This window comes from Nonomuraea deserti, assembly GCF_004348685.1.
In the GTDB taxonomy this organism is placed as follows: domain Bacteria; phylum Actinomycetota; class Actinomycetes; order Streptosporangiales; family Streptosporangiaceae; genus Nonomuraea; species Nonomuraea deserti.
Genome location: NZ_SMKO01000065.1, coordinates 1 through 20,652, shown reverse-complemented (window position 1 = coordinate 20,652; position 20,652 = coordinate 1). Strand labels below are relative to the sequence as shown.

Annotated in this window: 18 protein-coding genes, 6 tRNA genes and 1 riboswitch; of the genes, 9 read left to right on the top strand and 15 right to left on the bottom strand. The window is 71.4% G+C overall.

From position 1 onward, the window contains the following. Positions 1-6: 6 nt before the first annotated feature. Both E1292_RS23540 and E1292_RS23535 read right to left on the bottom strand, forming a co-directional pair. On the bottom strand, positions 7-1,443 hold the full coding sequence (locus tag E1292_RS23540) for an amidohydrolase (RefSeq protein ID WP_132597385.1): 1,437 nt from the start codon (positions 1,441-1,443) through the stop codon (positions 7-9). Positions 1,444-1,544: 101 nt separating this feature from the next. Next, a complete protein-coding gene (locus E1292_RS23535) occupies positions 1,545-2,330 on the bottom strand; it encodes an FHA domain-containing protein (protein WP_132597384.1) in 786 nt (261 codons plus the stop codon). 151 nt (positions 2,331-2,481) lie between these two features. On the opposite strand from E1292_RS23535, the gene E1292_RS23530 reads away from it, so the two are divergent. Both E1292_RS23530 and E1292_RS23525 read left to right on the top strand, forming a co-directional pair. Further along, positions 2,482-3,468: a site-specific integrase gene (locus E1292_RS23530; RefSeq protein ID WP_132597383.1), complete on the top strand. Its 987-nt coding sequence runs from the start codon at positions 2,482-2,484 to the stop codon at positions 3,466-3,468. 51 nt (positions 3,469-3,519) lie between these two features. After that, a complete protein-coding gene (locus E1292_RS23525) occupies positions 3,520-4,296 on the top strand; it encodes a class I SAM-dependent methyltransferase (RefSeq protein WP_132597382.1) in 777 nt (258 codons plus the stop codon). Between the two features lie 86 nt (positions 4,297-4,382). Here the strand turns inward: E1292_RS23525 and E1292_RS23520 are convergent. From E1292_RS23520 to E1292_RS23480, 9 genes are all read right to left on the bottom strand, one after another. Continuing rightward, a tRNA-Leu gene (locus tag E1292_RS23520) sits at positions 4,383-4,456 on the bottom strand. A 118-nt stretch (positions 4,457-4,574) separates the two neighbouring features. Then, positions 4,575-4,648 (bottom strand) — tRNA-Pro (locus E1292_RS23515). A 210-nt stretch (positions 4,649-4,858) separates the two neighbouring features. Continuing rightward, complete coding sequence (locus tag E1292_RS23510; RefSeq protein WP_132597381.1) at positions 4,859-5,941, bottom strand: mechanosensitive ion channel family protein; 1,083 nt, start codon at positions 5,939-5,941, stop codon at positions 4,859-4,861. 17 nt (positions 5,942-5,958) lie between these two features. Continuing rightward, on the bottom strand, positions 5,959-6,954 hold the full coding sequence (locus tag E1292_RS23505; protein ID WP_132597380.1) for a ribonucleotide-diphosphate reductase subunit beta: 996 nt from the start codon (positions 6,952-6,954) through the stop codon (positions 5,959-5,961). A 10-nt stretch (positions 6,955-6,964) separates the two neighbouring features. After that, positions 6,965-9,178, bottom strand: coding sequence for a ribonucleoside-diphosphate reductase subunit alpha (locus tag E1292_RS23500; RefSeq protein WP_246090286.1), 2,214 nt, complete (start codon positions 9,176-9,178; stop codon positions 6,965-6,967). A gap of 129 nt (positions 9,179-9,307) precedes the next feature. Further along, positions 9,308-9,503, bottom strand: a riboswitch (cobalamin riboswitch). 4 nt (positions 9,504-9,507) lie between these two features. Beyond that, positions 9,508-10,455 (bottom strand): tripartite tricarboxylate transporter substrate-binding protein, encoded by a 948-nt coding sequence (locus E1292_RS23495; RefSeq protein ID WP_132597378.1) that lies wholly within the window; start codon positions 10,453-10,455, stop codon positions 9,508-9,510. Positions 10,456-10,659: 204 nt separating this feature from the next. Then, a complete protein-coding gene (locus E1292_RS23490; protein WP_246090285.1) occupies positions 10,660-11,430 on the bottom strand; it encodes an SAM-dependent methyltransferase in 771 nt (256 codons plus the stop codon). A 71-nt stretch (positions 11,431-11,501) separates the two neighbouring features. After that, positions 11,502-13,322 carry a glutamine--fructose-6-phosphate transaminase (isomerizing) gene (gene glmS / locus E1292_RS23485; protein WP_132597377.1) on the bottom strand — a complete coding sequence of 607 codons (1,821 nt, stop codon included), beginning with the start codon at positions 13,320-13,322 and terminating at the stop codon, positions 11,502-11,504. A gap of 13 nt (positions 13,323-13,335) precedes the next feature. Further along, positions 13,336-13,611 (bottom strand): hypothetical protein, encoded by a 276-nt coding sequence (locus tag E1292_RS23480; RefSeq protein ID WP_132597376.1) that lies wholly within the window; start codon positions 13,609-13,611, stop codon positions 13,336-13,338. A 257-nt stretch (positions 13,612-13,868) separates the two neighbouring features. Between E1292_RS23480 and E1292_RS23470 the strand changes: the two genes are divergently transcribed. The 5 genes from E1292_RS23470 to E1292_RS23450 all read left to right on the top strand — a co-directional run bounded on the left by E1292_RS23470 (position 13,869) and on the right by E1292_RS23450 (position 16,494). Next, positions 13,869-16,025, top strand: a complete 2,157-nt coding sequence (locus E1292_RS23470) for a peptidoglycan recognition protein family protein (protein ID WP_246090284.1) — start codon at positions 13,869-13,871, stop codon at positions 16,023-16,025. 94 nt (positions 16,026-16,119) lie between these two features. Beyond that, positions 16,120-16,191, top strand: a tRNA-Gly gene (locus E1292_RS23465). Positions 16,192-16,206: 15 nt separating this feature from the next. Further along, a tRNA-Cys gene (locus E1292_RS23460) sits at positions 16,207-16,277 on the top strand. 49 nt (positions 16,278-16,326) lie between these two features. Beyond that, positions 16,327-16,398, top strand: a tRNA-Gly gene (locus tag E1292_RS23455). A 21-nt stretch (positions 16,399-16,419) separates the two neighbouring features. Continuing rightward, positions 16,420-16,494, top strand: a tRNA-Val gene (locus E1292_RS23450). A gap of 211 nt (positions 16,495-16,705) precedes the next feature. On the opposite strand, the gene E1292_RS53965 is transcribed toward E1292_RS23450, so the two are convergent. Then, positions 16,706-16,876: a hypothetical protein gene (locus tag E1292_RS53965; protein WP_246090283.1), complete on the bottom strand. Its 171-nt coding sequence runs from the start codon at positions 16,874-16,876 to the stop codon at positions 16,706-16,708. Between the two features lie 271 nt (positions 16,877-17,147). Here E1292_RS53965 and E1292_RS23440 point away from each other — a divergent pair, with 271 nt between their 5' ends. Beyond that, a complete protein-coding gene (locus tag E1292_RS23440) occupies positions 17,148-17,519 on the top strand; it encodes an MmyB family transcriptional regulator (protein ID WP_132597375.1) in 372 nt (123 codons plus the stop codon). Positions 17,520-17,590: 71 nt separating this feature from the next. On the opposite strand, the gene E1292_RS23435 is transcribed toward E1292_RS23440, so the two are convergent. Genes E1292_RS23435 through E1292_RS23425 form a run of 3 tightly spaced genes read right to left on the bottom strand, consistent with a single transcriptional unit; the run spans position 17,591 to position 20,455 of the window. After that, positions 17,591-18,373 carry a DeoR/GlpR family DNA-binding transcription regulator gene (locus E1292_RS23435; RefSeq protein ID WP_132597374.1) on the bottom strand — a complete coding sequence of 261 codons (783 nt, stop codon included), beginning with the start codon at positions 18,371-18,373 and terminating at the stop codon, positions 17,591-17,593. 16 nt (positions 18,374-18,389) lie between these two features. Then, a complete protein-coding gene (gene pdxA / locus E1292_RS23430; protein WP_132597373.1) occupies positions 18,390-19,391 on the bottom strand; it encodes a 4-hydroxythreonine-4-phosphate dehydrogenase PdxA in 1,002 nt (333 codons plus the stop codon). Beyond that, positions 19,388-20,455: a nucleotide-binding domain containing protein gene (locus E1292_RS23425; RefSeq protein ID WP_165974700.1), complete on the bottom strand. Its 1,068-nt coding sequence runs from the start codon at positions 20,453-20,455 to the stop codon at positions 19,388-19,390. The genes pdxA and E1292_RS23425 overlap by 4 nt, the downstream gene beginning before the upstream one ends. On the opposite strand from E1292_RS23425, the gene E1292_RS51310 reads away from it, so the two are divergent. Next, the coding region (locus E1292_RS51310; RefSeq protein ID WP_220447019.1) for a hypothetical protein at positions 20,448-20,652 on the top strand (205 nt) is incomplete at its 3' end. The genes E1292_RS23425 and E1292_RS51310 overlap by 8 nt on opposite strands.

Sequence of the window (20,652 nt, the reverse complement as noted above, 5' to 3'; positions counted from 1 at the left end):
TTGAGCTCATCCGGGTCGCCGATACGTCCACCGTCCGCCGAGCAGCGTGCCGACCACCTCCATGTCCCGCAGCGCGCCCGGGGCGACATCCGAGGGGTCAGTCGCGGTGATCATCAGATCGGCCGGTTCGCCCGGCCGGACACGGTGCCGCCCCCGGGCGGCGGCGGCGAGCACCGCGGGCAGCGGGACGGCCTGCTCCGGATGCCACGGCGGGCGCTCGTCGTCGGTCCTGGCGACCGCGGCGGCCATGCCGTCCCAGGGGTCGAGCGGCGCCACCGGGGCGTCGGAGCCCAGCTCGAGCGCGGCGCCCGCGGCGAACAGAGCGGCGTAGGCGAAGGCGCGGTGCGTCCTGCCCGGCCAGTGCCGCTCGGCCACATCGCGGTCGTCGGGCGCGTGCGCGGGCTGGACGCCGGCGACCAGCCCCGCCCTGGCGAACCTGGCGAAGTCGGCCGACCTGACCAGCTGCGCGTGCTCGATCCGTCCCGGGCAGCCGACCTGCTCGAACGCGTCGAGGGCGATGCCGGTCGCCAGGTCGCCGATGGCGTGCACGGCCGGCCGCACACCGTGCTCGAAGGCCAGCTCCATCGTCGCGCGCAACTCGTCGGGCGGGGTCTCCAGCAGGCCGCGCGCCTCGGTGCCGGGATAGGGGTCGTCACAGTACGCGGTCCTGGTGTTGAGCGAGCCGTCCACGAACATCTTCACCGGCCCCACCTCCAGCAGCCCTCCGGACCCCGCGACGGGATCCCCCGTACGCAGGCCGCGCCCGACGGCCTCCTCCAGCCGGTCCTTCGGGATGGAGCAGGCGACGCGCACGTCCACCCGCTGCTCGCGGACCCGGCGCGACCAGTCGGTGACGTTGTCGGCGAACTCGAAGTCGAGCACGCCCACCACGCCGCGCGCCGCCGCCGCCGTCGTCGCCTCGGCCACCCAGCGGTCCAGCTCCCGCTCCGGCGGCGACGGCAGCGCGGCCATCGCGGCGAAGCACTCGCGTTCGCGCAGCACGCCCGTGGGATGGCCGGGCACACCGACGGCGGCCAGCGCCGCGGAGCTGAGCCACGCGGTGTGCAGGTCGTTGCTGAACAGGGCGATCTCCCTGCCGGGCGCCACCGCGTCCAGCAGCGCCTTGTCCGGCGTGTCCGGCCACAGGCCGTCGCGGAAGCCGTATCCGACGGTGAAGCCGCTGTGCGCGGCGGCGAGGCCGGCCGCCTCGCGTGCGCTGCGGGCAGCGCTGAGGTCCACCCTGCGCCGGGTCTGCGCCCACTGCGTCATGTGCACGTGCGCGTCCCACAACCCCGGCAGGAGCGTGCCGCCCTGGACGTCGGCCGACTCTTCTGCGGGCGGCTCCTCTGTGGTCACCGCCGCGACCACTCCATCACAGATCAGGACATTACGGATGGGTCCGCGCAGGCCCACCCGGGCATTGCGCAGCAACAGTGAAGACATGCGATGACGTTAGGCGGACGGGCCGTGGATGCGCGAGCCTCATCCCGACGATGGCCAGTGGGACGTGACCCTCCGGGGACGGGCGCGTTCCGGAGGCGACCTCAGCCGTCCTCGTTCAGCAGGGCCAGGTCCCGTGGCGTGAGCGTCGTGGTCTCCAGCAGCTCCACGATGAGGTTGTGGTTGAGCGCGTTGCCGACCGGCTCGCCCACCTCGTCGCGGGTCAGCCCCCTCACCTCCTTGCCGGACAGGGAGGCGCGCACCCGTTCCACCACGTTGGCCGCGCGATGCGGTGTCCAGCGGGCGCTCCCGGACAGGGCGTTCAGCTCCTCCGCCACCTGCTTCCACGACAGCGGCTGCGCGTACTCCTCCTGGCGCAGGTAACGCTGGGCCAGCGAGGTCAGGACGAGCCGCTCGCCGGGCTCCAGCTCCCACGCCTGGCGCGGCCCGGTCGAGTCATGCGGCTCGGCGCGCGGCCGGTCCGCCGTGCCGCTCACCACCCACACCTCGAGCAGGTGCTCGACGCGCGGCCCCGTACGGATGAACAGCGGGCTGTAGCCCGGCTCCAGCGGCACCTCGGCGCCTTCCACCAGCAGGTTGGAGCGCGGCAGCCGGATGGGCAGGCGCCCCTCGTTGCGGATCCACCACTCGGTGCCGTAGCAGGTCAAGCGGCCGTGACAGCGGCTCACGCACGGGTCCCCCGCGCCCACGCACAGGTGCACGTCGGGCTCGTTGCGCCCGAACAGCAGGGGGTGGCCGTACCTGGGCGGAGCCACCAGCCCTCCCTTGGCGGCCATGAGGAAGAGTGTGCCGACAGGCGCCCGCGGCACGCCCGACGCCAGGCCGCCCACGGACACCGGAAGCAGGTGCACCCGGGATCTGTCGGTCATGGTCCGAGAATGGCAGGCGCCCGGTCACCCCGCACCCGATCCTCGTGGATCGCCCGGGTGACTCTTCCTGCTCGTACGAGGACGGCGTTCTCCGCAAACAGGTCCCGAAGGAGGACGCGAGCGAGGCGAGCTCCGTGAGATGATCAAGATCATGACTGATCTGCCTGGCTCAGAGACCTCCGGTCGAGCACAGAGCACCCCACCGGCGGGCAGGGCCTTAGGTTCCGGCGACGGAGGCCCCGGCCCGGGCGCGAGCGCGGCCGCGACCAGCATCGGGCAGATCGCCGGGCTGCGCCCGCGCCGCGGCCCCCAGGACGCGGGCGATGTGCCGGGCGACGATGTCGACCTGCTCGACTCCCTCGACCCGCTGACCTGGCGCACGGCGGCGGCCTGGCTGCGGGAAAGGCCGTCCGCGGCCACCAGGCAGGTCCGCCTGCGGGTCCTGGCCGCGTTCCTGCGCTGGCTGCGCGAGGCCGAGCCGTCCGTCGAGCTGCTGGCGGTCACCGGATCCCACCTCGACACCTACTGCGACGCGGCGCGCGCCGGCGCCCTCACCATCGGCGTACGCGTGCCCGGCAAGCCCCTGGCGAACGCGACGGTGAGCAGGAAACGCGGCGTGCTGTCCTCCTTCTACGCCTTCGCCTGGCGTTCCGGCGCGGTACGCCACGACCGCGTCGCCGGCTCCGGCACCGGTGCGCTCACCCGGGACGACCGCCGGCTGCTGCGCCAGGGCGTCGCCCGGCTGGCCGCCGACGGCAGGCAGGCCGAGGCCGCTGCCGTCGCGCTGCTGGACGCCACCGGCGCCGCCGCCGACGCCCTGGCCGAGCTGACCCTCCAGGACCTCCACCCGATCGCCGGCGCGGAACTCGCCATAGTCACCGTGCACGACAGCCGCGGCGACATCGTGGCCTTCCCGGTGCCGCCCCCGGCCCGGCCGCTGCTGGAGGCGCTGTCGTCGGGCAGGGCCCCCGGGGAGCCCCTGCTCAGGCGGGACGACGGCCGGCCCGTGGACGTGGAATGGCTGAGGGACGCGCTGGCCGAGGCGGCCCTCGCCGGCGGCATCCCGCGGCAGCGGGCGAAGCTGCTGCACCCGTACATGCTGCGGGCCATGACGGCGGCCGACCGCGCGCGCCGATGATGGTGTACGCGCTCTGATAGGAAGACGGAAACAGCCGAAGAAAGGGCGCACATGACCGCGGAGCGGGTTCAAGCCAGGGTGTTCGGCGAAGTGGCCGACGAGTACGACAGGATCCGCCCCGCCTACTCTGACGCTCTGGTGGACGACGTCCTGGCCTACGCCAGGCTCGACGGCGCGCCGGCCGTCGAGGCGGGCGCGGGCACCGGCAAGGCCACGGCGATGTTCGCGGCCCGCGGCATCGATCTCACCGCCGTCGAGCCCGACCCCGCGATGGCCGGCGTCCTGGACCGGCGGCTGGGCGAGCACTCCGACGTGAAGGTCGTGATCTCCTCGTTCGAGGACTTCCGGCCGGAGCGGGCGTTCGGCCTGCTGTACAGCGCGCAGGCCTGGCACTGGGTCGACCCCGACGTCAGATGGCGCAAGGCGGCCGAGGTGCTCGCCCCCGGAGGCGCCGTCGCCCTGTTCTGGCACGTCGACATGATCAAGGACGCCGCGGTGCTGGACGCGGCGCTCGCCGTCTACCGGGCGCACACACCGCACATCGTCCCGGACACCGAACTGCCCACCGAGGCGTCGATCGAGACGTCGGGGTGGTGGCTGGAGCTGGAACGGCAGCCCGCGTTCCAGGACCTGTCGGCCCGGCTCTACCCGTCGGAGCGCACGCTCTCCACCACCGACTACCTCGCGCTGCTGACCACGCGCTCGGTCGTCCGGATGCTCGGCGACGACGTGCGGGCCGGCTTCCTCGGCGCGCTGCGCGACGCCCTCGGCGACCAGGTGACGCTGAGCATGACGACGGCCCTCTATCTTGCCCGCCGCACCCCGTGACGCGGATCCCCGCCCTGCCGGGGCACTCCGTTTGACGGAGCCGGCGAACCCCTCCTGGACGGACGTCGATCGCGCGCCGGACTGGGTGCCGCTCCAGGGATTCGAACCCTGACCCTCCGCCCCCTCAGGACGGCGCCTCTGCCGGTTGGGCCACAGCGGCTTGGACCCCGGGCCCGGCTGGCGTGGGCCGGCCCGGGGTGAGGGCGTGGTCCGGCCGGGGGTCGCCAATCCCTCCGGTCAGGCCGTGGCCCGCGGCCCTGTTCTTTCAGGGCCGCTCGTCCGAGTGGCAGGATTCGAACCTGCGTCCTCCTGCACCCAAAGCAGGCGGGCGGCCAAACTGCCCCACACTCGGTCGTGCATGAAAAAGCCGCCTCGATATCTCGAGGCGGCTTTCTGGAAATCCCGGGAAAGGATTATCCGGAAAGCCTTCGCGGCAGCCCGGGAAGGGCCGCCGACGGCCGGATGGTGCCCGGTTCGCGCATGTCGCCGCCCTTTCTGCCGGTCGTCAGCCCGTCGTTGTGCTTTTCACGGTAAACCCGTGATCGGCGCGGCTGCCACCTATTTATCGCCGGTCGCGGTCGTCGGTCCAGTGCATGCCGGCGTGCGTCTCCGGGGTGTCGACGCGGAAGCGGGGCAGCGCGTCGGGGTAGTTCTCGCGGACGTGCTCGACGAGGAACTCGCGCACGTCGCACTTGAGGTCCCAGGACGACGGCGAGTCGGCGGCGCTCATCAGGGCGCGCAGCTCGACCAGCCCGTTCGGGAGCACGTCGGTGACCTGGAGGGTCCAGTCCTTCTGGTCCCACAGCGGGTTGTCCTGCAGGAACGCGTACAGCGCCTCCCGCAGTTTGGGCACCGGCACCGACCAGTCCACCCGCAGGAACACCACGGCGAGCACCCGGCTGCCGTGCCTGGTCCAGTTCTCGAACGGGTTCTGGGTGAAGTACGACACCGGCAGGACCAGCCGCCGCTCGTCCCACAGCCGCAGCACGACGTAGGTGAGCGTGAGCTCCTCGATCCTGCCCCACTCCTTCTCGACCACGACCACGTCCTCGAGGCGGAGCGCGTCGCTGAAGGCGAGCTGGAGCCCGGCCAGCGCGTTGCCGATGGTCGGCTGGGCGGCGATGCCGACGATGGCGCCGGCGATGCCCGCCGAGGCGAGCAGGCCCGCGCCGAGCGCCCGCATCTGGGGGAAGGAGAAGAGCATGGCGCCGAGCGCGATCACGATGAAGGCGGCCGAGGCGATGCGGCGGACCAGCGCGATCTGCGTCATGATCCGCCGTGCCCGGCGGTTGCGCTCCCCTTCGACCTGGACCAGCCGGTCGAGCACGACGTCCGTCAGCGCGTACGTGGCCTGCACGATCAGCCAGGTGACCGCGGCGATCGTGACCAGGCCGAGCGCGTGCTCGATGGATGCGGCCAGGCCGCGCTCGGCACGCGACGGGCCGAGCATGCCCGGCCCGACCACCAGGTTGCACGCCACCACGACGGCCACCGCGAACGCGGCCCACGTGCAGTGCTCCACGAGGTGCCGGGCGAGCGCCCACTTGCGCCCCACCCGGTTCAGCACCCGCCGGACCACTTCCACCAGGAGGACCGAGCCGATCACCGCGATGGCGAGGATGGGCCAGCCCGCCGGAGACTGCACTCGTTGCCCCCTATGTCCTAGAAAGACTCGTCGAAACTCACATTGCCCTCAACCGCCACTTGGTAAGCCGAGACCCGCCGCTCGAAGAAGTTGGCCAGCTCCTGCACGTCCTGCAGCTCCATGAACCCGAACGGGTTCGCCGAACCGTACCTTCTCGGCAGCCCCAGCCGGACAAGCCGCTGATCGGCAACATATTCCAGGTAGTGGCGCATCTGCGTCACCCCCATGCCCATCATGCCGTCCCCGCACAAATCCTCCGCGAAGGCCAGCTCGGCGGCCACCGCCTCCTCCAGCATGCCGGTGACCTGCGCGCCCAGCTCGTCGTCGAACAGCGAGGGCTCCTCGGCCCTGACCGTGTCGACCACGCTGAACGCGAACTCCATGTGCATGGACTCATCCCTGAACACCCAGTTCGTCCCGGTGGCCAGGCCGTTGAGCAGGCCCCGGGAGCGGAACCAGTACACGTACGCGAAGGCTCCGTAGAAGAACAGGCCCTCGATGCAGGCGGCGAAGCAGATGAGGTTGAGCAGGAACTGGCGGCGCTCGGCCGCCGTCTCCAGCCGCTGGAGGCCGTTGATCGAGTCGATCCACTTGAAGCAGAACTCCGCCTTGTCCCGGATCGACGGGATGTGCTCGATCGCGGCGAAGGCCTTCACCCGCTCGTCGGGGTCGGGCAGGTAGGTGTCCAGCAGGGTCAGGTAGAACTGCACGTGCACGGCCTCCTCGAACAGCTGCCTGCTGAGATACAGGCGCGCCTCGGGGGCGTTGACGTGCTGGTAGAGGTTGAGCACGAGGTTGTTGGCCACGATGGAGTCGCCGGTCGCGAAGAAGGCGACCAGGCGGTTGATCAGGTGCCGTTCCTGCGGCGTCATCCTGGCCAGGTCGGCCAGGTCCGTGTGCAGGTCCACCTCCTCGACCGTCCACGTGTTGCGGATGGCCGCGCGGTAACGCTCGTAGAAGTCGGGGTAGCGCATGGGGCGCAGGGTGAGGTCCATTCCGGGGTCGAGCAGCACGACGGGCTCCTTACTGGCAGGCTTCGCAGGTTTCCGGGTTCTCGAGCGAGCAGGCGACGGCGTCAGCCGTCGCGGAGGCGGACAGCGCGGCGAAGCCGCTCCGCGATTCCTGGGCGGTCGCGGCGACCTCCGCGGGGACCGTCGTCTGGGCGATGCGGGTGGCGGGGCGCGAGCGCAGGTAGTACGTCGTCTTCAAGCCCCGTTTCCAGGCATAGGCGTACATCGAGGAAAGCTTGCCGATCGTCGGACCGGCCATGAAGAGGTTGAGCGACTGCGACTGGTCGATGTACGACTGGCGCGCGGCGGCCAGGTCGATCAGCGCCTTCTGCGGCAGCTCCCAGGCCGTGCGGTAGAGGGCCTTGAGATCGTCAGGGATGCCCGGGATCGACTGGATCGAGCCGTCGGCCCGCTTGATGTCGTCGCGCAACCGTTGCGTCCACAGCCCGCGCGCCTGAAGGTCAGCCACCAGATAGCGGTTGACCTGCAGGAACTCGCCCGACAGCGTCTCGCGCTTGAACACGTTGGACACCTGCGGCTCGATGCACTCGTAGCAGCCGGCGATGGAGGCGATCGTGGCGGTCGGCGCGATGGCGATCATGAGCGAGTTACGCAGGCCGGTCGTCGCGATCTTGTCGCGCAGGGCGTCCCAGCGCGGCGTGCTCGCCACGTAGTGATCGGGGTGCAGCACTCCCCCGGCGGCCCGGGTGTCGGCGTACGACGGGTGCCTTCCGCGCTCGGCGGCCAGGTCGGCCGAGGTGTCGTAGGCGGCCAGCGCGATCTCCTCGGCGATCCGCGTGGACAGCTCCAGCGCCGCGGGCGAGTCGAACGGCAGCCGCAGCGTGAAGAACACGTCGGCCAGGCCCATGACGCCGAGCCCGATCGGCCGCCACCGCCGGTTGGCCGCCCCGGCCTCGGGCGTGGGGTAGAAGCCGAGGTCGATGGTGCGGTCGAGGAAGCGTACGGCCGTGCGTACGGTCCGGCGCAGCCGCTCCCAGTCGACGTCGCCGTCCGCGAGGCAGGCGGCCAGGTTGACCGAGCCGAGGTTGCACACGGCCGTCTCCCCGTCGCTGGTGACCTCGAGGATCTCGGTGCACAGGTTGGACAGGTGGATGACGTTGCCGGGGCGTCCGGTCTGGTTGGAGGTGCGGTTGGCGGCGTCCTTGAAGGTCATCCAGCCGTTGCCGGTCTGGGCGAGGGTGCGCATCATCCGGCCGTACAGGGTCCTGGCGGGGACCTGCCGGACGTGGCGCCCCGCCGCCTCGTACGCGCGGTAGGCGGCGGTGAACTCCTCCCCGTACAGGTCCGTGAGGTCGGGCGTCTCCTTGGGGTCGAACAACGACCAGGGCTCGTCGGCCTCCACGCGGCGCATGAACTCGTCGGGCACCCAGTTGGCCAGGTTGAGGTTGTGGGTGCGGCGGGCGTCCTCGCCGGTGTTGTCGCGCAGCTCCAGGAACTCCTCGATGTCGGCATGCCAGGTCTCCAGGTAGACGCAGGCCGCGCCCTTGCGGCGCCCGCCCTGGTTGACCGCCGCCACCGACGCGTCGAGCGTGCGCAGCCAGGGCACGATGCCGTTGGAGTGGCCGTTCGTTCCCCTGATCAGGGAGCCGCGCGAGCGCACCCGGGTCCAGGAGATGCCGATGCCCCCGGCGTACTTGGAGAGCCGGGCCACCTGCCCGTACCGGTCGTAGATGCCCTCCAGCTCGTCGCGCGGCGAGTCGAGCAGGAAGCACGACGACAGCTGCGGCCGGCGCGCGCCCGCGTTGAACAGGGTGGGCGAGCTCGGCAGGTAGGACAGGCTGGACATCAGCGCGTAGAGCTCGGCCGCCTCGGCGACCGACTCCGCCAGCCCGCAGGCCACGCGGAGGAAGAAGTGCTGCGGCCGCTCCAGCACCTTACGGGTCTCGGGATGGCGCAGCAGGTAGCGGTCATGGACCGTGCGCAACCCGAAATACTCGAACCGGTCGTCCGCCTCCGCGCGGATCAGCGCGTCCAGTTCGGCGGCGTGCGCGGCGACGAACTCCGCCAGCCCGTCCTGGATCAGCCCTGCCGCGTGGGTGGCCGCGATCGACTCGGAGAACGAGCGCACCCCGTGCCCGGCCGCCTCGTCGGCGATCTCCTCGGCCAGCAGCCCGGCGGCGACCCGGGAGCTGGCCGGATCGGTGATCACCCGGGCGGCTGCCTCCTCGATGGCCAGGCGGCGGTCAACTTCGACGATCTGCGTCACGTGCTCTCTCCTCGCGAGCTCATCCCCGTGAGGGCACGCGAGAGCACGGCGGCATGGACCCACGGCCGCACCGGCCCCCGGCCCTCCCTCGAGGCCATGGACACTGCGCGCCGGGCGCATCGGAGGACGCGGCCCGGCACGTCGCCGGCAGGTCTTCGGGCTCGCGGGCGTGCTCGTCGGCGCCTACTGGCCGTCGCTTCCCGGATCGCTCCAGTGCATGTGACGGCGGTCGTTCCCGCTCACCGCTGCGGGGCAGCCCCGGAATCGCACCGGGTTCCCTTTTACTCCGCCTCCGGAGAGGCGAACCAGCGACGACCAGGATCCTACATCTAGTGGCGGATCCCGCAACCACCCCTGCATCTTGTGGATTTGGTCGTGTCGACCATCCCGAGGTCCCGCAGCACCTCGCGCGTGCGCCGGGCCTCGGAGGCGAGCCACAGCTCGAAGTCGTCGCCGGTGAGCGGGATCGAGACCCACCCGGCGGCCCGGCACGCCGCCTCCCAGCCGGCCGAGCGGGTCACCTCGTCGCACATGCCGACGGCCGACTCGCGACTCTCGTCCGGCATGTCATGAGCGCCGAAGGCCGCCATCCAGTCCACGAAATCCACCCGTACGCCCGATTCCAGCAGCGTCGGCACGTCAAGGTCCGGCAGCCGCTCGGCGGAGGACACCGCGAGCGCTCTGATCCGGCCGCGCCCGATGATCGTGCGCCACTCCGCGAGCCGGCCCGCGGCGACGACCGCCTTGCCGGACGACAACGCGGCGACGACCTCGTGGCGGCTGGGATAGCCGGTGTAGTCGACCTGCCGGGTGTCGGCGCCGAGCCCTTTGGCGATCAGGCCGAACAGCAGGTGGTCGGGATCGCCCTGCGGACCGCCGGCCAGCGGCGTCTGCCCGGGCCTGGCGCGCAGCGCGGCGCCGAAGTCGCCGAACTCCTTGAACCGCGAGTTCTCGGGCACCACCACGACCTCGACCTCGCCGGCCAGCCTGGCCAGCGGAGTGGCGGAGTCGAGCAGGCTCTGGCCCTGGTTGAGCTCGGCGGCGGCCAGCGCCGGCAGGCCGGTCACCGTGACCTGCGGGCCCTCGCCCGTCTCGAACCCGGCGGCGCGCGCCACGCCGGCGAACACGTGCCCCGCGCGGGCCCACCGGCGCCCGCCCGGGTTGATCGAGAACCGGGTGCGCAGCACGGACGCGCCTCCGGTGAACCGCTGCGTGCCGCAGCCGGCCGCGCACGCGGCCACGCCCAGCCCCCAGGCCAAGAACCGCCGTCGCCGCATGCGCCCTCCCCGAGCCTCCCCGTAACCCAAGGTTATTGACCCATCGCGGAGCGTCACGCACCGGGGCCGCATCGGCGCGCTGCGTTTCGCCGGTACGGGCACGGCCCCGGGCGGGGCCGTCAGCGGGGTCGCGCCAAGCCCGCCGTCAGCCGGGTCGCCTCTCCAGGCCCGCCGTCAGCCGGGGGCACCTTGCCCGGCCCGCCGTCAGCCTGGTTTCCTGCCGACCCCCGCCATCAGCGACGACGGCAGCGACCAGTCGCCCACCAGTTTGGGGCGGTCGGGACGCCAGTCGGTGGCCTGCACGAGCCCGGGCGGCTCCAGCGGGAAGTCGCCGAAGAACGCGCGGATCTCGGACGGCGTACGATCGGCCCCCGCCGCGGACGAGCCCTGGGAGGGGAACCTGGCACGATCGCCGTCCTCCATCCGGGCCATCGTCGTCGCGTGGGAGATCACCAGGTGGCTGCCGGGCGCCATCCGCTCGCGCAGCGCCGCCACCGCGCTCTGCGGGTCGGCCGGGTCGGGGATGAAGTGCAGGATCGACACCAGCAGCACCCCGACCGGCTCGGCCAGGTCGAGCAGGGCGCCCGCCCGCGCCAGCACCTCGTCGGCGTCGAGCAGGTCGGCCTCCACGAAGACGGCCCTGCCCGAGTCCTCGAGCAGGGCCCTGGAGTGCGCGGCGACCACCGGATCATTATCGACGTAAACGACCTGGGCCTCGGGCGCCACCTCGTGCGCGCTGCCCTGGGTCGGCAGCCCGCTGCCCAGGTCGAGAAACTGCCGGACCCCCGCGGCGGCCACGTAGCGCACGGCACGCTGAAGGAAGGCCCGGTTCGCGCGGGCCAGCGGGACCGCCTCCGGGACCAGCTCGGCGAGCTGGTCGAGGGCCAGGCGGTCGACCGCGAAGTTGTCCTTCCCGCCGAGCATGTAGTCGTACATGCGTGCGGGATGGGGCCTCTGATGGTCGAACTGCCGCACAGTATCGAATTTATGTCGTTTGAAGCCGGATAACACTACCCTGAGGGGAATGTGGCTGATTTGCGGCTCAATTATTCGACTGTAACGCTCTTGGCGAGATTGCGCGGCTTGTCGACGTCGCGGCTGAGCGCCACGGCGGCATGGTACGCGAGCAGCTGCAACGGGATCGTGAGCAGGAGCGGATCGAGTTCGATCTCGTTCTTCGGAATCACGATGACGTCGTCGGCCAGCTTCGAGCCGGGCTCGCGATGGCCGACCATGAGTACCCGTCCGCCGCGGGCGCGGATCTCGCCGAGCGTGGTGAGGTTCTTGTCGAGCAGCTCGTCGTCGGGGACGATCGCGACCGTCGGCATCTCGGGGCCGATCAGGGCGAGCGGCCCGTGCTTGAGCTCGCTGGCCGGATAGGCCTCCGCGTGGACGTAGGAGATCTCCTTCAGCTTCTGCGCGCCCTCGCGGGCCACCGGGTAGCCGCGCACGCGGCCGACGAACATCATGCCGGCGTGGTCGGCGTACTTCCGCGCCAGCTCGGCGATCTTGTCTCCCTGAGCCAGGATCTCCTCGACGTGGCCGGGCAGCCGGCGCAGGCCCTCCACGATGCGCCGCCCGTCGGCCGGCGACAGGTCGCGCACCCTGCCCAGGTGCAGCGCGAGCAGCGCGAACGCCACCGTGGTCGAGGTGAACGCCTTGGTCGAGGCCACCGAGACCTCGGGACCCGCGTGCAGGTAGATGCCGCCGTCCACCTCGCGCGCGATGGCGCTGCCGACGGCGTTGACGATGCCGATGACCCGGCCGCCCTTGCGCTTGAGCTCCTGCACGGCGGCGAGCGTGTCGTAGGTCTCCCCCGACTGGCTGATCGCGACGTAGAGGGTGTCGGGGTCGACGACGGGGTTGCGGTAGCGGAACTCGCTGGCCGGCTCGGCGTCGGAGGGGATGCGCGCCAGCTCCTCGATGAGCTGCGCCCCGATCTGTCCCGAGTAGTACGCGGAGCCGCACCCGATGATCTTCACCCGGCGGAAGCTCCGCGTCTCGCGGGCGTCCATGTTGAGCCCGCCGAGGTGGGCGACGTGGAAACGCTCGTCGAGGCGGCCGCTCATCGTACGGGTGATCGTCTCGGGCTGCTCGGAGATTTCTTTGAGCAGGTAGTGCTCGTAGCCGCCGGTGTCGTAGTGGCCGGCGTCCCAGTCGACGGTCAGCGGCTCCTTGGCCGTCTCGCGGGCGTCGCTGGCGAAGGTGTGGAACCCGTCGGCCTTCAGCACGGCCAGCTCGCCGTCCTCCAGATGCACGACCTGGCGCGTGTAGCGGACCAGGGCGGCCACGTCGGACGCGGCGAACATCTCCTTCTCGCCGATGCCGAGCACGATCGGGCTGCCGTTGCGGGCCACGACCACCTCGCCGGGGCGCTCGGCGTCGATGACCGCGATGCCGTACGTGCCGACGACGCTCTTGAGCGTCTTCCTGACGGCCTCCTCCAGCGAGTCGTTCTCGTCGGCGGCGTGGGCGATCAGGTGCGCGAGCACCTCGGTGTCGGTCTCGGAGGCGAACTCCACGCCGTCGGCCTCCAGCTTGGCCCGCAGCTCTCCGGCGTTCTCGATGATGCCGTTGTGCACGACCGCGATGCGCTGGTCGGCGGACAGGTGCGGATGGGCGTTGACGTCGCTGGGGACGCCGTGCGTGGCCCAGCGGGTGTGCCCGATGCCCAGGCCGCCCTTGAACCTGACCGGCACGACCTTGGCCAGGTCGGCCACCCGCCCCTTGACCTTGCGGACCTTCAGCCCCTTGCTGGAGACGACGACCCCGGCCGAGTCGTAGCCCCGGTATTCAAGTCGCTGCAGGCCCTCCAGCAGGATGGGGGCTGCGTCCCTGGGGCCGACGTAGGCCACGATTCCGCACATCGAGGTCTCCTGTTCATCCGTAGACGATCCTGCGGAGCTGCCTCAGCGACAGTTCCGGCGCGGCCACCCGGCGGCCGCGTAATTCGGCGGCGATCCTCGGGAAGATCTCGTCGTTCGTGTGGCCGCGCGCCTTCAGCTCGCCATGACGGCGCCGGACGTACTCCTCGGTCGTTTCCGAGAAGTACGCCAGCACGTCGGCGACCACGCGCGCCGCCTCACCGGGGCCGAGCGGGCTCGTCCTCGTGAGGTGAGCGATGAGATCTTCGTACGGAGGCCGTGCCGGTGGCACAGACGAGGACCTTACGGCTCTGGAGCGAGACACGCCATCATCCTGCCCGATATCGGGCAGGAAGTAACTCGAACGCTTGTCGTAGCATCCTCAGGCCCCAGCGGCGCGGCGATCCCGACGCGACCCGAGAACGGGGATGCCTCGTTCGGCGCCGTCCAGGCAAATCCCATCCGTATCATCCGCCCCGTCTGACACATCCCCGTCTGGGAACAGTTACGGTGAGTAGTCGCGTCGTGACATCCATGGGGGAGATGTTCATGCAGCTCTGGCTCGCCGCCGTCCTGGCCGCCACCGCGCTGACCGTGCCCGCCCGGCCTCCGGCCGTGCCCGCCGGCCCGGGGTCCGCCGGCGCCGTCGCGTCGCCGGGGCGGCAGGCCGACTTCGCCGCGGCCGCCCGCGAGCACGGGGTGCCGGAGAGCGTGCTGCTCGGCGTGGCGTACCTGGAGTCCCGCTGGGACGCCAACGGCGGGCGGCCGAGCACGGCGGGCGGCTACGGGCCGATGCACCTGGTCGACACGTTCCCCGCCGAGGCGCTCGACGGCACGGTCGGGGACGCGCTCGGCGACGCCCGTGGCGACGAGGCCCGCCCGATGCCCCGCGCGCGCGTCGAGCCGCTCGCCTCCTCCGCGCTGCGGACCGCGCAGGAGGCGCCGCGGGCGACGCTCCCCGAGGCCGGCCGCCTCATCGGCGTCGCCCCCTCCAAGCTCAGGACCGACCCGGCCGCGAACATCAGGGCCGGCGCCGCCCTCCTCGCCTCCTACCAGGACCACCCCAGCGCCAACCCGGCCGACTGGTACGGCGCAATCGCCCGCTACTCGGGTTCGGAGGATCCGGCCGCCGCCCGCCGCTTCGCCGACGAGGTGTTCTCGGTGATGCGGGAGGGCATGGAACGCCGCACCGACGACGGGCACCTGGTGCGCCTGGACCCCGTGCCCGACCTGCCGCCCTTCATCGGCGACCACGAGAGCGACCTCGACCCCTACCCCGCCGGCGCGCCGCCCTTCACGGACGAGCAGCAGATCGACACCGACGCAGACGCAGACGCAAACGCTGACGCTGACACCAACGCTGACGCTGACACCAACGCTGACGCTGACACCGACGCAGACGCTGACACCAACGCAGACACCATCGCTGGCACCCACGCAGACACCGACGCCGACGCTGGTGCGGCCATCAGCACCGACGAGGTGTACGACAGCGCCAAGGCGGAGTCCGGAGCGCGCCACGCGGAGTGCCCCGCCTCGCTCGCCTGCGAGTGGATGCCCGCCGCGCACCGGCGTTTCGGCAAGAAGAAGCACCGCGACTACGGCAACCACGACCGCCTGAGCCGCACCCGGTCCGTCGACTACATCGTCATCCACGACACCGAGGGCACCTACCGGGGCATCCCCTCCCTGGTACGCAACCCGAAGTACGTGAGCTGGCACTACACGATCCGCTCCCGTGACGGACATGTCGCCCAGCACGTCGCGACCAACGACATCGCCTGGCACGCGGGCAACTGGGACGTCAACACCCGTTCGATCGGCATCGAGCACGAGGGATACCTGGCCAAGGGGGGCACCTGGTACACCGAGGCGATGTACCGGGCCTCGGCCAGGCTGGTGAAGTTCCTCGCCGCCAAGCACCGCATCCCGCTCGACCGCGCCCACATCCTGGGCCACGACAACGTCCCGGGCACCACACCGGCGACGGTCGCCGGCATGCACGAGGACCCCGGCCCGTACTGGGACTGGGCGCACTATTTCCACCTCATGGACCGGCCGTTCAGGGCGGCCGAGAACGGCGAGTCCGTCATCATCCGCCCCTCGTACGCCACCCACCGTCCCCGCTTCACCGGCTGCGACACCGCCAAGCCCGCCAAGGCGTGCCCGCCGCACGGCGCCTCGGCCGTCTGGCTGCACACGGCGCCCAAGGCGTCGGCGCCCCTGGTCAAGGACGTCGGCAAGCACGGGAACAAGGCCGCCACCCACAGCGTGTACGACCACGGCGCCCGCGCCTCCACCGGCCAGCGCTACGCCGTCGCGGAGCGCCGGGACGACTGGACGGCCATCTGGTATCTGGGGCAGAAGGCGTGGTTCCACAACCCGGCCTCGGCTCCGACCGCCATTCCCGCCAAGGGCCCCCTGGTCACGCCCCGCAAGGACAACGTGAAGGTGTACGGCCGGGCGTATCCCGAGAGATCCGCCTACAAGCTCGCCGCCCACCAGCCCTTGCGGCCGCTCCAGTACACGATCGGCACCGGCCAGACGTACACGCTGGGCGACACGGTCACCGGCTCCTACTACGCCGCCAACGCCTTCAAGCCGTCGAGGCACGTCACCACCACCGGCAGGCTGCGCTATCACCAGATCCAGCTCGGGCACCGCGTGATGTTCGTGATGGCCAGGGACATGCGCGTGCTCCATTGAAAACGGGCCTCACCCGCCTCGCGCTGCGCACGGGCACTCCAGGAAGACGATATGGTTTTCCTGTGACCGGGGCGCACGTCGCCCGAGAGTTCACGCGGAAGTGGCTCAGTGGTAGAGCATCACCTTGCCAAGGTGAGGGTCGCGGGTTCGAATCCCGTCTTCCGCTCGGAGCAAGACTCCTGGTGGAGTGGCCGAGAGGCGAGGCAGCGGCCTGCAAAGCCGTCTACACGGGTTCAAATCCCGTCTCCACCTCGGCGACCGGCGGACCCCTCGGGATCCGCTAAAGTAAAGTGCGGCGCACGCGGAAGTGGCTCAGTGGTAGAGCATCACCTTGCCAAGGTGAGGGTCGCGGGTTCGAATCCCGTCTTCCGCTCTGAGTTCACCACTCAATAAAGGACGATTAGCTCAGCGGGAGAGCGCTTCCCTGACACGGAAGAGGTCACTGGTTCAATCCCAGTATCGTCCACCAGGCATATCTGGCAGACCAGGCCCACAGCCCCAGCTCACGGCGCACGCCGGGAGTCTGGGGTACCTTTTCGCCGGTCCTGGCGTTGTGCTCCCTTCTGACAACCCTCGCGCCCGCCGGCTGAGCGCGCTCGTGTGCGCGAACGAGACAGGCTTCCGATATGTAGGAGTTCGACGCCCTGACGGCCCCAGCCGAGACGGCGGGCTCGGTCGGGCTACCTGCCCGACCGGGACGACCGTACGGGAGAGAGCATGCGTGCGACGGCCCTGAGGAGGGCACGAAACTCGGCGCCGTTCGGTCGGACGCGCAGGCCGGCGTACATGAACGCGTCCGCGTATTCGGCCATCCGGACGATCCTGCCGTCTTCGGTGTCGAAGCTGGTCACGTAGCTGTTGCGATAAGGCTGGTCCGTCGCGGGCGACGGACCATGTCTCCCTCTCCGTGGAAGAAGACTCCATCGCCGCCCTGCGAGACGGTCCACTCGTGGTCACGCCAGACGAGCGGGACGAATTTGTGGAAGAGCGCCTCCGTGTAGGCGAGGATCTCCTCCTTTCCCCTGTGAGACAGCGTCGAGGTCCTTCGCCTCGACGGACCGGATGAACTCCTGAGCGAGTTCGAGTACGGCTCGGGGCGCAGGAATTCGTGTCGCGTCAGGCATGCTCGGGCCGCTGCCGGCCACTGGCCGGTACGGGCGCAACATCGTCTACCAGGCCTTCACCGACACGACGCTCCCAGACCTGCTCGGCGAAGAAGGCGCAGGACAACTCGCCCGGGTCGCGGCAGCAGAGCTGCGTACGGCACTCAGCCGGTACCCCGCCGACGAGTACCTCCGATCCCTGTACGCCGAGCTGACGGCGGCCAGCGCGAACTTCCGTGACGACTGGGAAACGGGCGAGGTCGGCGCGTGGCGAGCGGCGAAGCACATGCGCCATCCGACCCGCGGATGGTCGGACTTCGGCGTCGAGATGCTGCACGACTCCGACAGGGACCACTGGATCATGCTCTACACGCCACGCGACAGTGAATAACCGTCACAGCCGAGCCCACCGCCGCCCTCGGATTCGACGGCCATGACAGGTAACTCCGCCCCTCGAAGGGGCTACCCGTGGGTGTCCGGGTCCACGACCACCGTCTCCACGCCTCTCGCCATGAACGGCTTGAGGGATTCCGGGGTGGCCGACGCGTCGGTGACCAGAGTCCAGGTGTCGGGCATGCGGGCCCAGGCGTGGAACGGGCGGCGGCCCAGCTTGGCGGCGTGGACCAGCAGGTAGATGTGGCGGGAGCGCTGCATCATCAGCTCCTTGAAGCGGGTCTGCTGCAGGCTGGCCTCGCAGATGCCGTCCTCGGCCGTGACGCTGTCGGCGCCCAGGAAGACCCGATCGAACGTCATCCTGCTCAGCGCCGCCTCCGCCAGCGGGCCGACGAAGCCCTGGCTCACGTGACGCAGGGTGCCGCCCAGGCACTCGACGTGCACGCCGGTCGCGCCCACCAGCTCCTGCAGGGCGTTCAGGCCCGTGGTGGCCACCGTCAGGTCGACGGCGTGCCGCAACTCGTGGGCCAGCGCGCCCGTCGTCGAGCCCGAATCGAGCAGGATCGTCTCCCCCGGGCGGATCTGCCCGGCGGCCCAGGCGGCGATGGCCCGCTTGGCCTCGAACGCCTCCCCGACACGCTGCCGCAGCGACGCCTCCGGGTGGGTCACGACCGCCATCGCCCCGCCGTACGTGCGCGCCAGCAGCCCCGCCGCCTTCAGGTGGGCCAGATCACGGCGGATGGTGGAGGCCGTCACACCCAGCTGGCGCGACAGCTCATCGACGCTGGCCAGCCCGGTCGTGGTGGCCAGGCGGACGATCTCGTCACGGCGATCCTGCGCTGCGCGGCCCATCGGTCGCCCCCTCCCGTCACACGCCCCGAGCGGACGACAGCTCTGCCGCCTGGCGGAGGGCCTCGATCATGCTACCGGCGTCGGCGACACCCTTCCCCGCGATGTCGAAGGCGGTGCCATGGTCCACCGACGTCCTGATCACCGGCAGGCCCACCGTGATGTTCACCCCGGCCTCCAAGCCGAGGATCTTCACCGGGCCGTGCCCCTGGTCGTGGTACATGGCCACGACCAGGTCGTAGTCGCCACGGCCCGCCAGGAAGAACGCGGTGTCGGCGGGGAGCGGGCCGTGCACGTCCATGCCCTCCGCGCGCAGGAGCTCGATCGCCGGGACGATCTTCTCCTCCTCCTCACCGTACCCGAACAGGCCGTTCTCCCCCGCGTGCGGGTTGATCCCGCACACGCCGATCTTGGGACGCGGCACGCCCGAGCCGAGCATCGCCGCCTCGCCTCGGCGGATGGTCCGCTCGACCAGGCCGGGCTCGATGCGCGCGACCGCGTCGATGAGGCCGACGTGCGTGGTGACGTGGATGACCTTCACCCTGGGCGTCGACAACATCATCGACACCTCCGCCGTCCCCGTCAGGTGCGCCAGGAGCTCGGTGTGCCCGGGGAAGAGGTGCCCGGCCGCGTGCAGCGCCTCCTTGTTCAGGGGGGCCGTGCAGATCGCCTGTACGTCACCGGACGTCGCCAACTCGCCGGCGAGCCGTACGTACTCGTAGGCCGCGTGGCCCGCGACCGGCGACACCTGGCCCCACGGCAGGTCCTCCGGCAGCAGTCCCAGGTCGATGACGTTGATCCGGCCGCGCGCGAAGACGGCCTCGCCCACACGCTCCACCGTGACCACCTCCGGCCGCAGGCCGCGGAATCCGGCGGCCCTGCGCAGGCGTGCCGCGTCACCGATGACGACCGGGCGGCAGAACGCGGAGGTCTCGGGGGCAAGGAGCGCGCCGACGACGACCTCCGGCCCCACGCCGGATCCGTCCCCCATGGTGAGGGCGATGAGAGGAGAGCTGCTCATGTCGGCCTTTCGTCGATGGTGGTGCCGCTTACGGTGGGGAAACGCCCGGGCCGGAGATGGGCGGCGATCAGCAGGAGGCTGTCCCGGCCGCCGAAACTGCCCGGCCTGGTGACCACGGAACGGCCGTCGGGGGTACGGCTGTGCACGGCGCCGTGGTGCACCTGGCCCACGGGGATCAGCTCGCGCACGTCCAGCGCGTCGAGGACCCTCCTCGCGGTCTCCCCGCCGGTCAGGACCAGGTCGGCACGGGTCGTTCCGAGCGCCTCACGTACTATCCGGCCGAGGATGGTGGTCAGGGCGGGCGGCGCCGATCCTCGTACGGTCAGCACGGCGACCCCGCCGGCCAGCGCCCGCCGCACCCGCCCCGCCACCGGCTCGCACCCTCGGCCCGCCCGGGGGCCCGCCGCCCCGGGATCCTCCGCGTCAGGGTCTCTCGCGTCGAAGTCTGCCGAGTCGAGATGTTCCGCGTCGAGGTCTGTCGCGTCGAGGGTTACGGGCTCGGCACCGTGCGCGACGAGCAGCCTGGCCTGCTCCGCCGCCGCCGGTTCCGCCGTACCGACCACGACGAGCAACGCGTCCGGGGACGATTCGCCGTCCTGGGGAGACCGCCGCCCAGCGAACGGCACGCCCTCGAACGATCGACCGTCCTGAGGAGACGGCGGCCCAGCGAACGGCACGCCCGCAGGCGGCCCGCCGTCCGGAGGAGGCGGGGGCCCGAGCGGCGTGGGGCCGGGGGCGGCGTTCATGGCGCGGCCGAGGGCGGCGGCCAGGCCGCCGGCGCCGATGAGGCGGGTCGCCGGGTCGTTGGCGAGCGCGGCCGCGACGATCGCGTCCAGGTCGGCGTCCGTCTCCGCGTCGCACACGGCCACCCGCCCGCTCGCTCCCGCCTTCGCCAGCGCCTCCATGAGAGCGGCCCGCCCGGCACGGACGGTGGCCAGCCCGATGCCCGCCGACGGCACCCCGCCCAGAGCGCCGGCCACGGTGGCGGGAACAGCGGCGGGCCCGACGGCGGGCCCGACGGCGGATCCAGCAGCGGGCCCGGTGGAGGGCCCTGCGGTGGCCACGCTGGAGGACACGGCGGAGGACCCGGCGGAGGACCCGCTGGAGGACACGGCGGAGGACACGGCGGAGGACACGGCGGTGGGCACGCTGGAGGACCCAGGGGCGGGTCCGGCGGAGGACCCTGAGGTGGTCCCGATGGAGGACCCGGTGGAGGCCCTAACAGAGGACCCGGTGGCAGGACCGGGGGTGGGTCCGGGGG

Excerpts from the sequence above, each read along its gene's own strand:
- E1292_RS23435 (WP_132597374.1), bottom strand. The coding sequence starts at position 18,373 with ATGGGCCGCGCAGCGCAGGATCGCCGTGACGAGATCGTCCGCCTGGCC.
- E1292_RS23525 (WP_132597382.1), top strand. The coding sequence starts at position 3,520 with ATGACCGCGGAGCGGGTTCAAGCCAGGGTGTTCGGCGAAGTGGCCGAC.
- E1292_RS23540 (WP_132597385.1), bottom strand. The coding sequence starts at position 1,443 with ATGTCTTCACTGTTGCTGCGCAATGCCCGGGTGGGCCTGCGCGGACCC.
- glmS (WP_132597377.1), bottom strand. The coding sequence starts at position 13,322 with ATGTGCGGAATCGTGGCCTACGTCGGCCCCAGGGACGCAGCCCCCATC.
- E1292_RS23535 (WP_132597384.1), bottom strand. The coding sequence starts at position 2,330 with ATGACCGACAGATCCCGGGTGCACCTGCTTCCGGTGTCCGTGGGCGGC.
- E1292_RS23495 (WP_132597378.1), bottom strand. The coding sequence starts at position 10,455 with ATGCGGCGACGGCGGTTCTTGGCCTGGGGGCTGGGCGTGGCCGCGTGC.
- E1292_RS23470 (WP_246090284.1), top strand. The coding sequence starts at position 13,869 with ATGCAGCTCTGGCTCGCCGCCGTCCTGGCCGCCACCGCGCTGACCGTG.
- pdxA (WP_132597373.1), bottom strand. The coding sequence starts at position 19,391 with ATGAGCAGCTCTCCTCTCATCGCCCTCACCATGGGGGACGGATCCGGC.
- E1292_RS23440 (WP_132597375.1), top strand. The coding sequence starts at position 17,148 with ATGCTCGGGCCGCTGCCGGCCACTGGCCGGTACGGGCGCAACATCGTC.
- E1292_RS23530 (WP_132597383.1), top strand. The coding sequence starts at position 2,482 with ATGACTGATCTGCCTGGCTCAGAGACCTCCGGTCGAGCACAGAGCACC.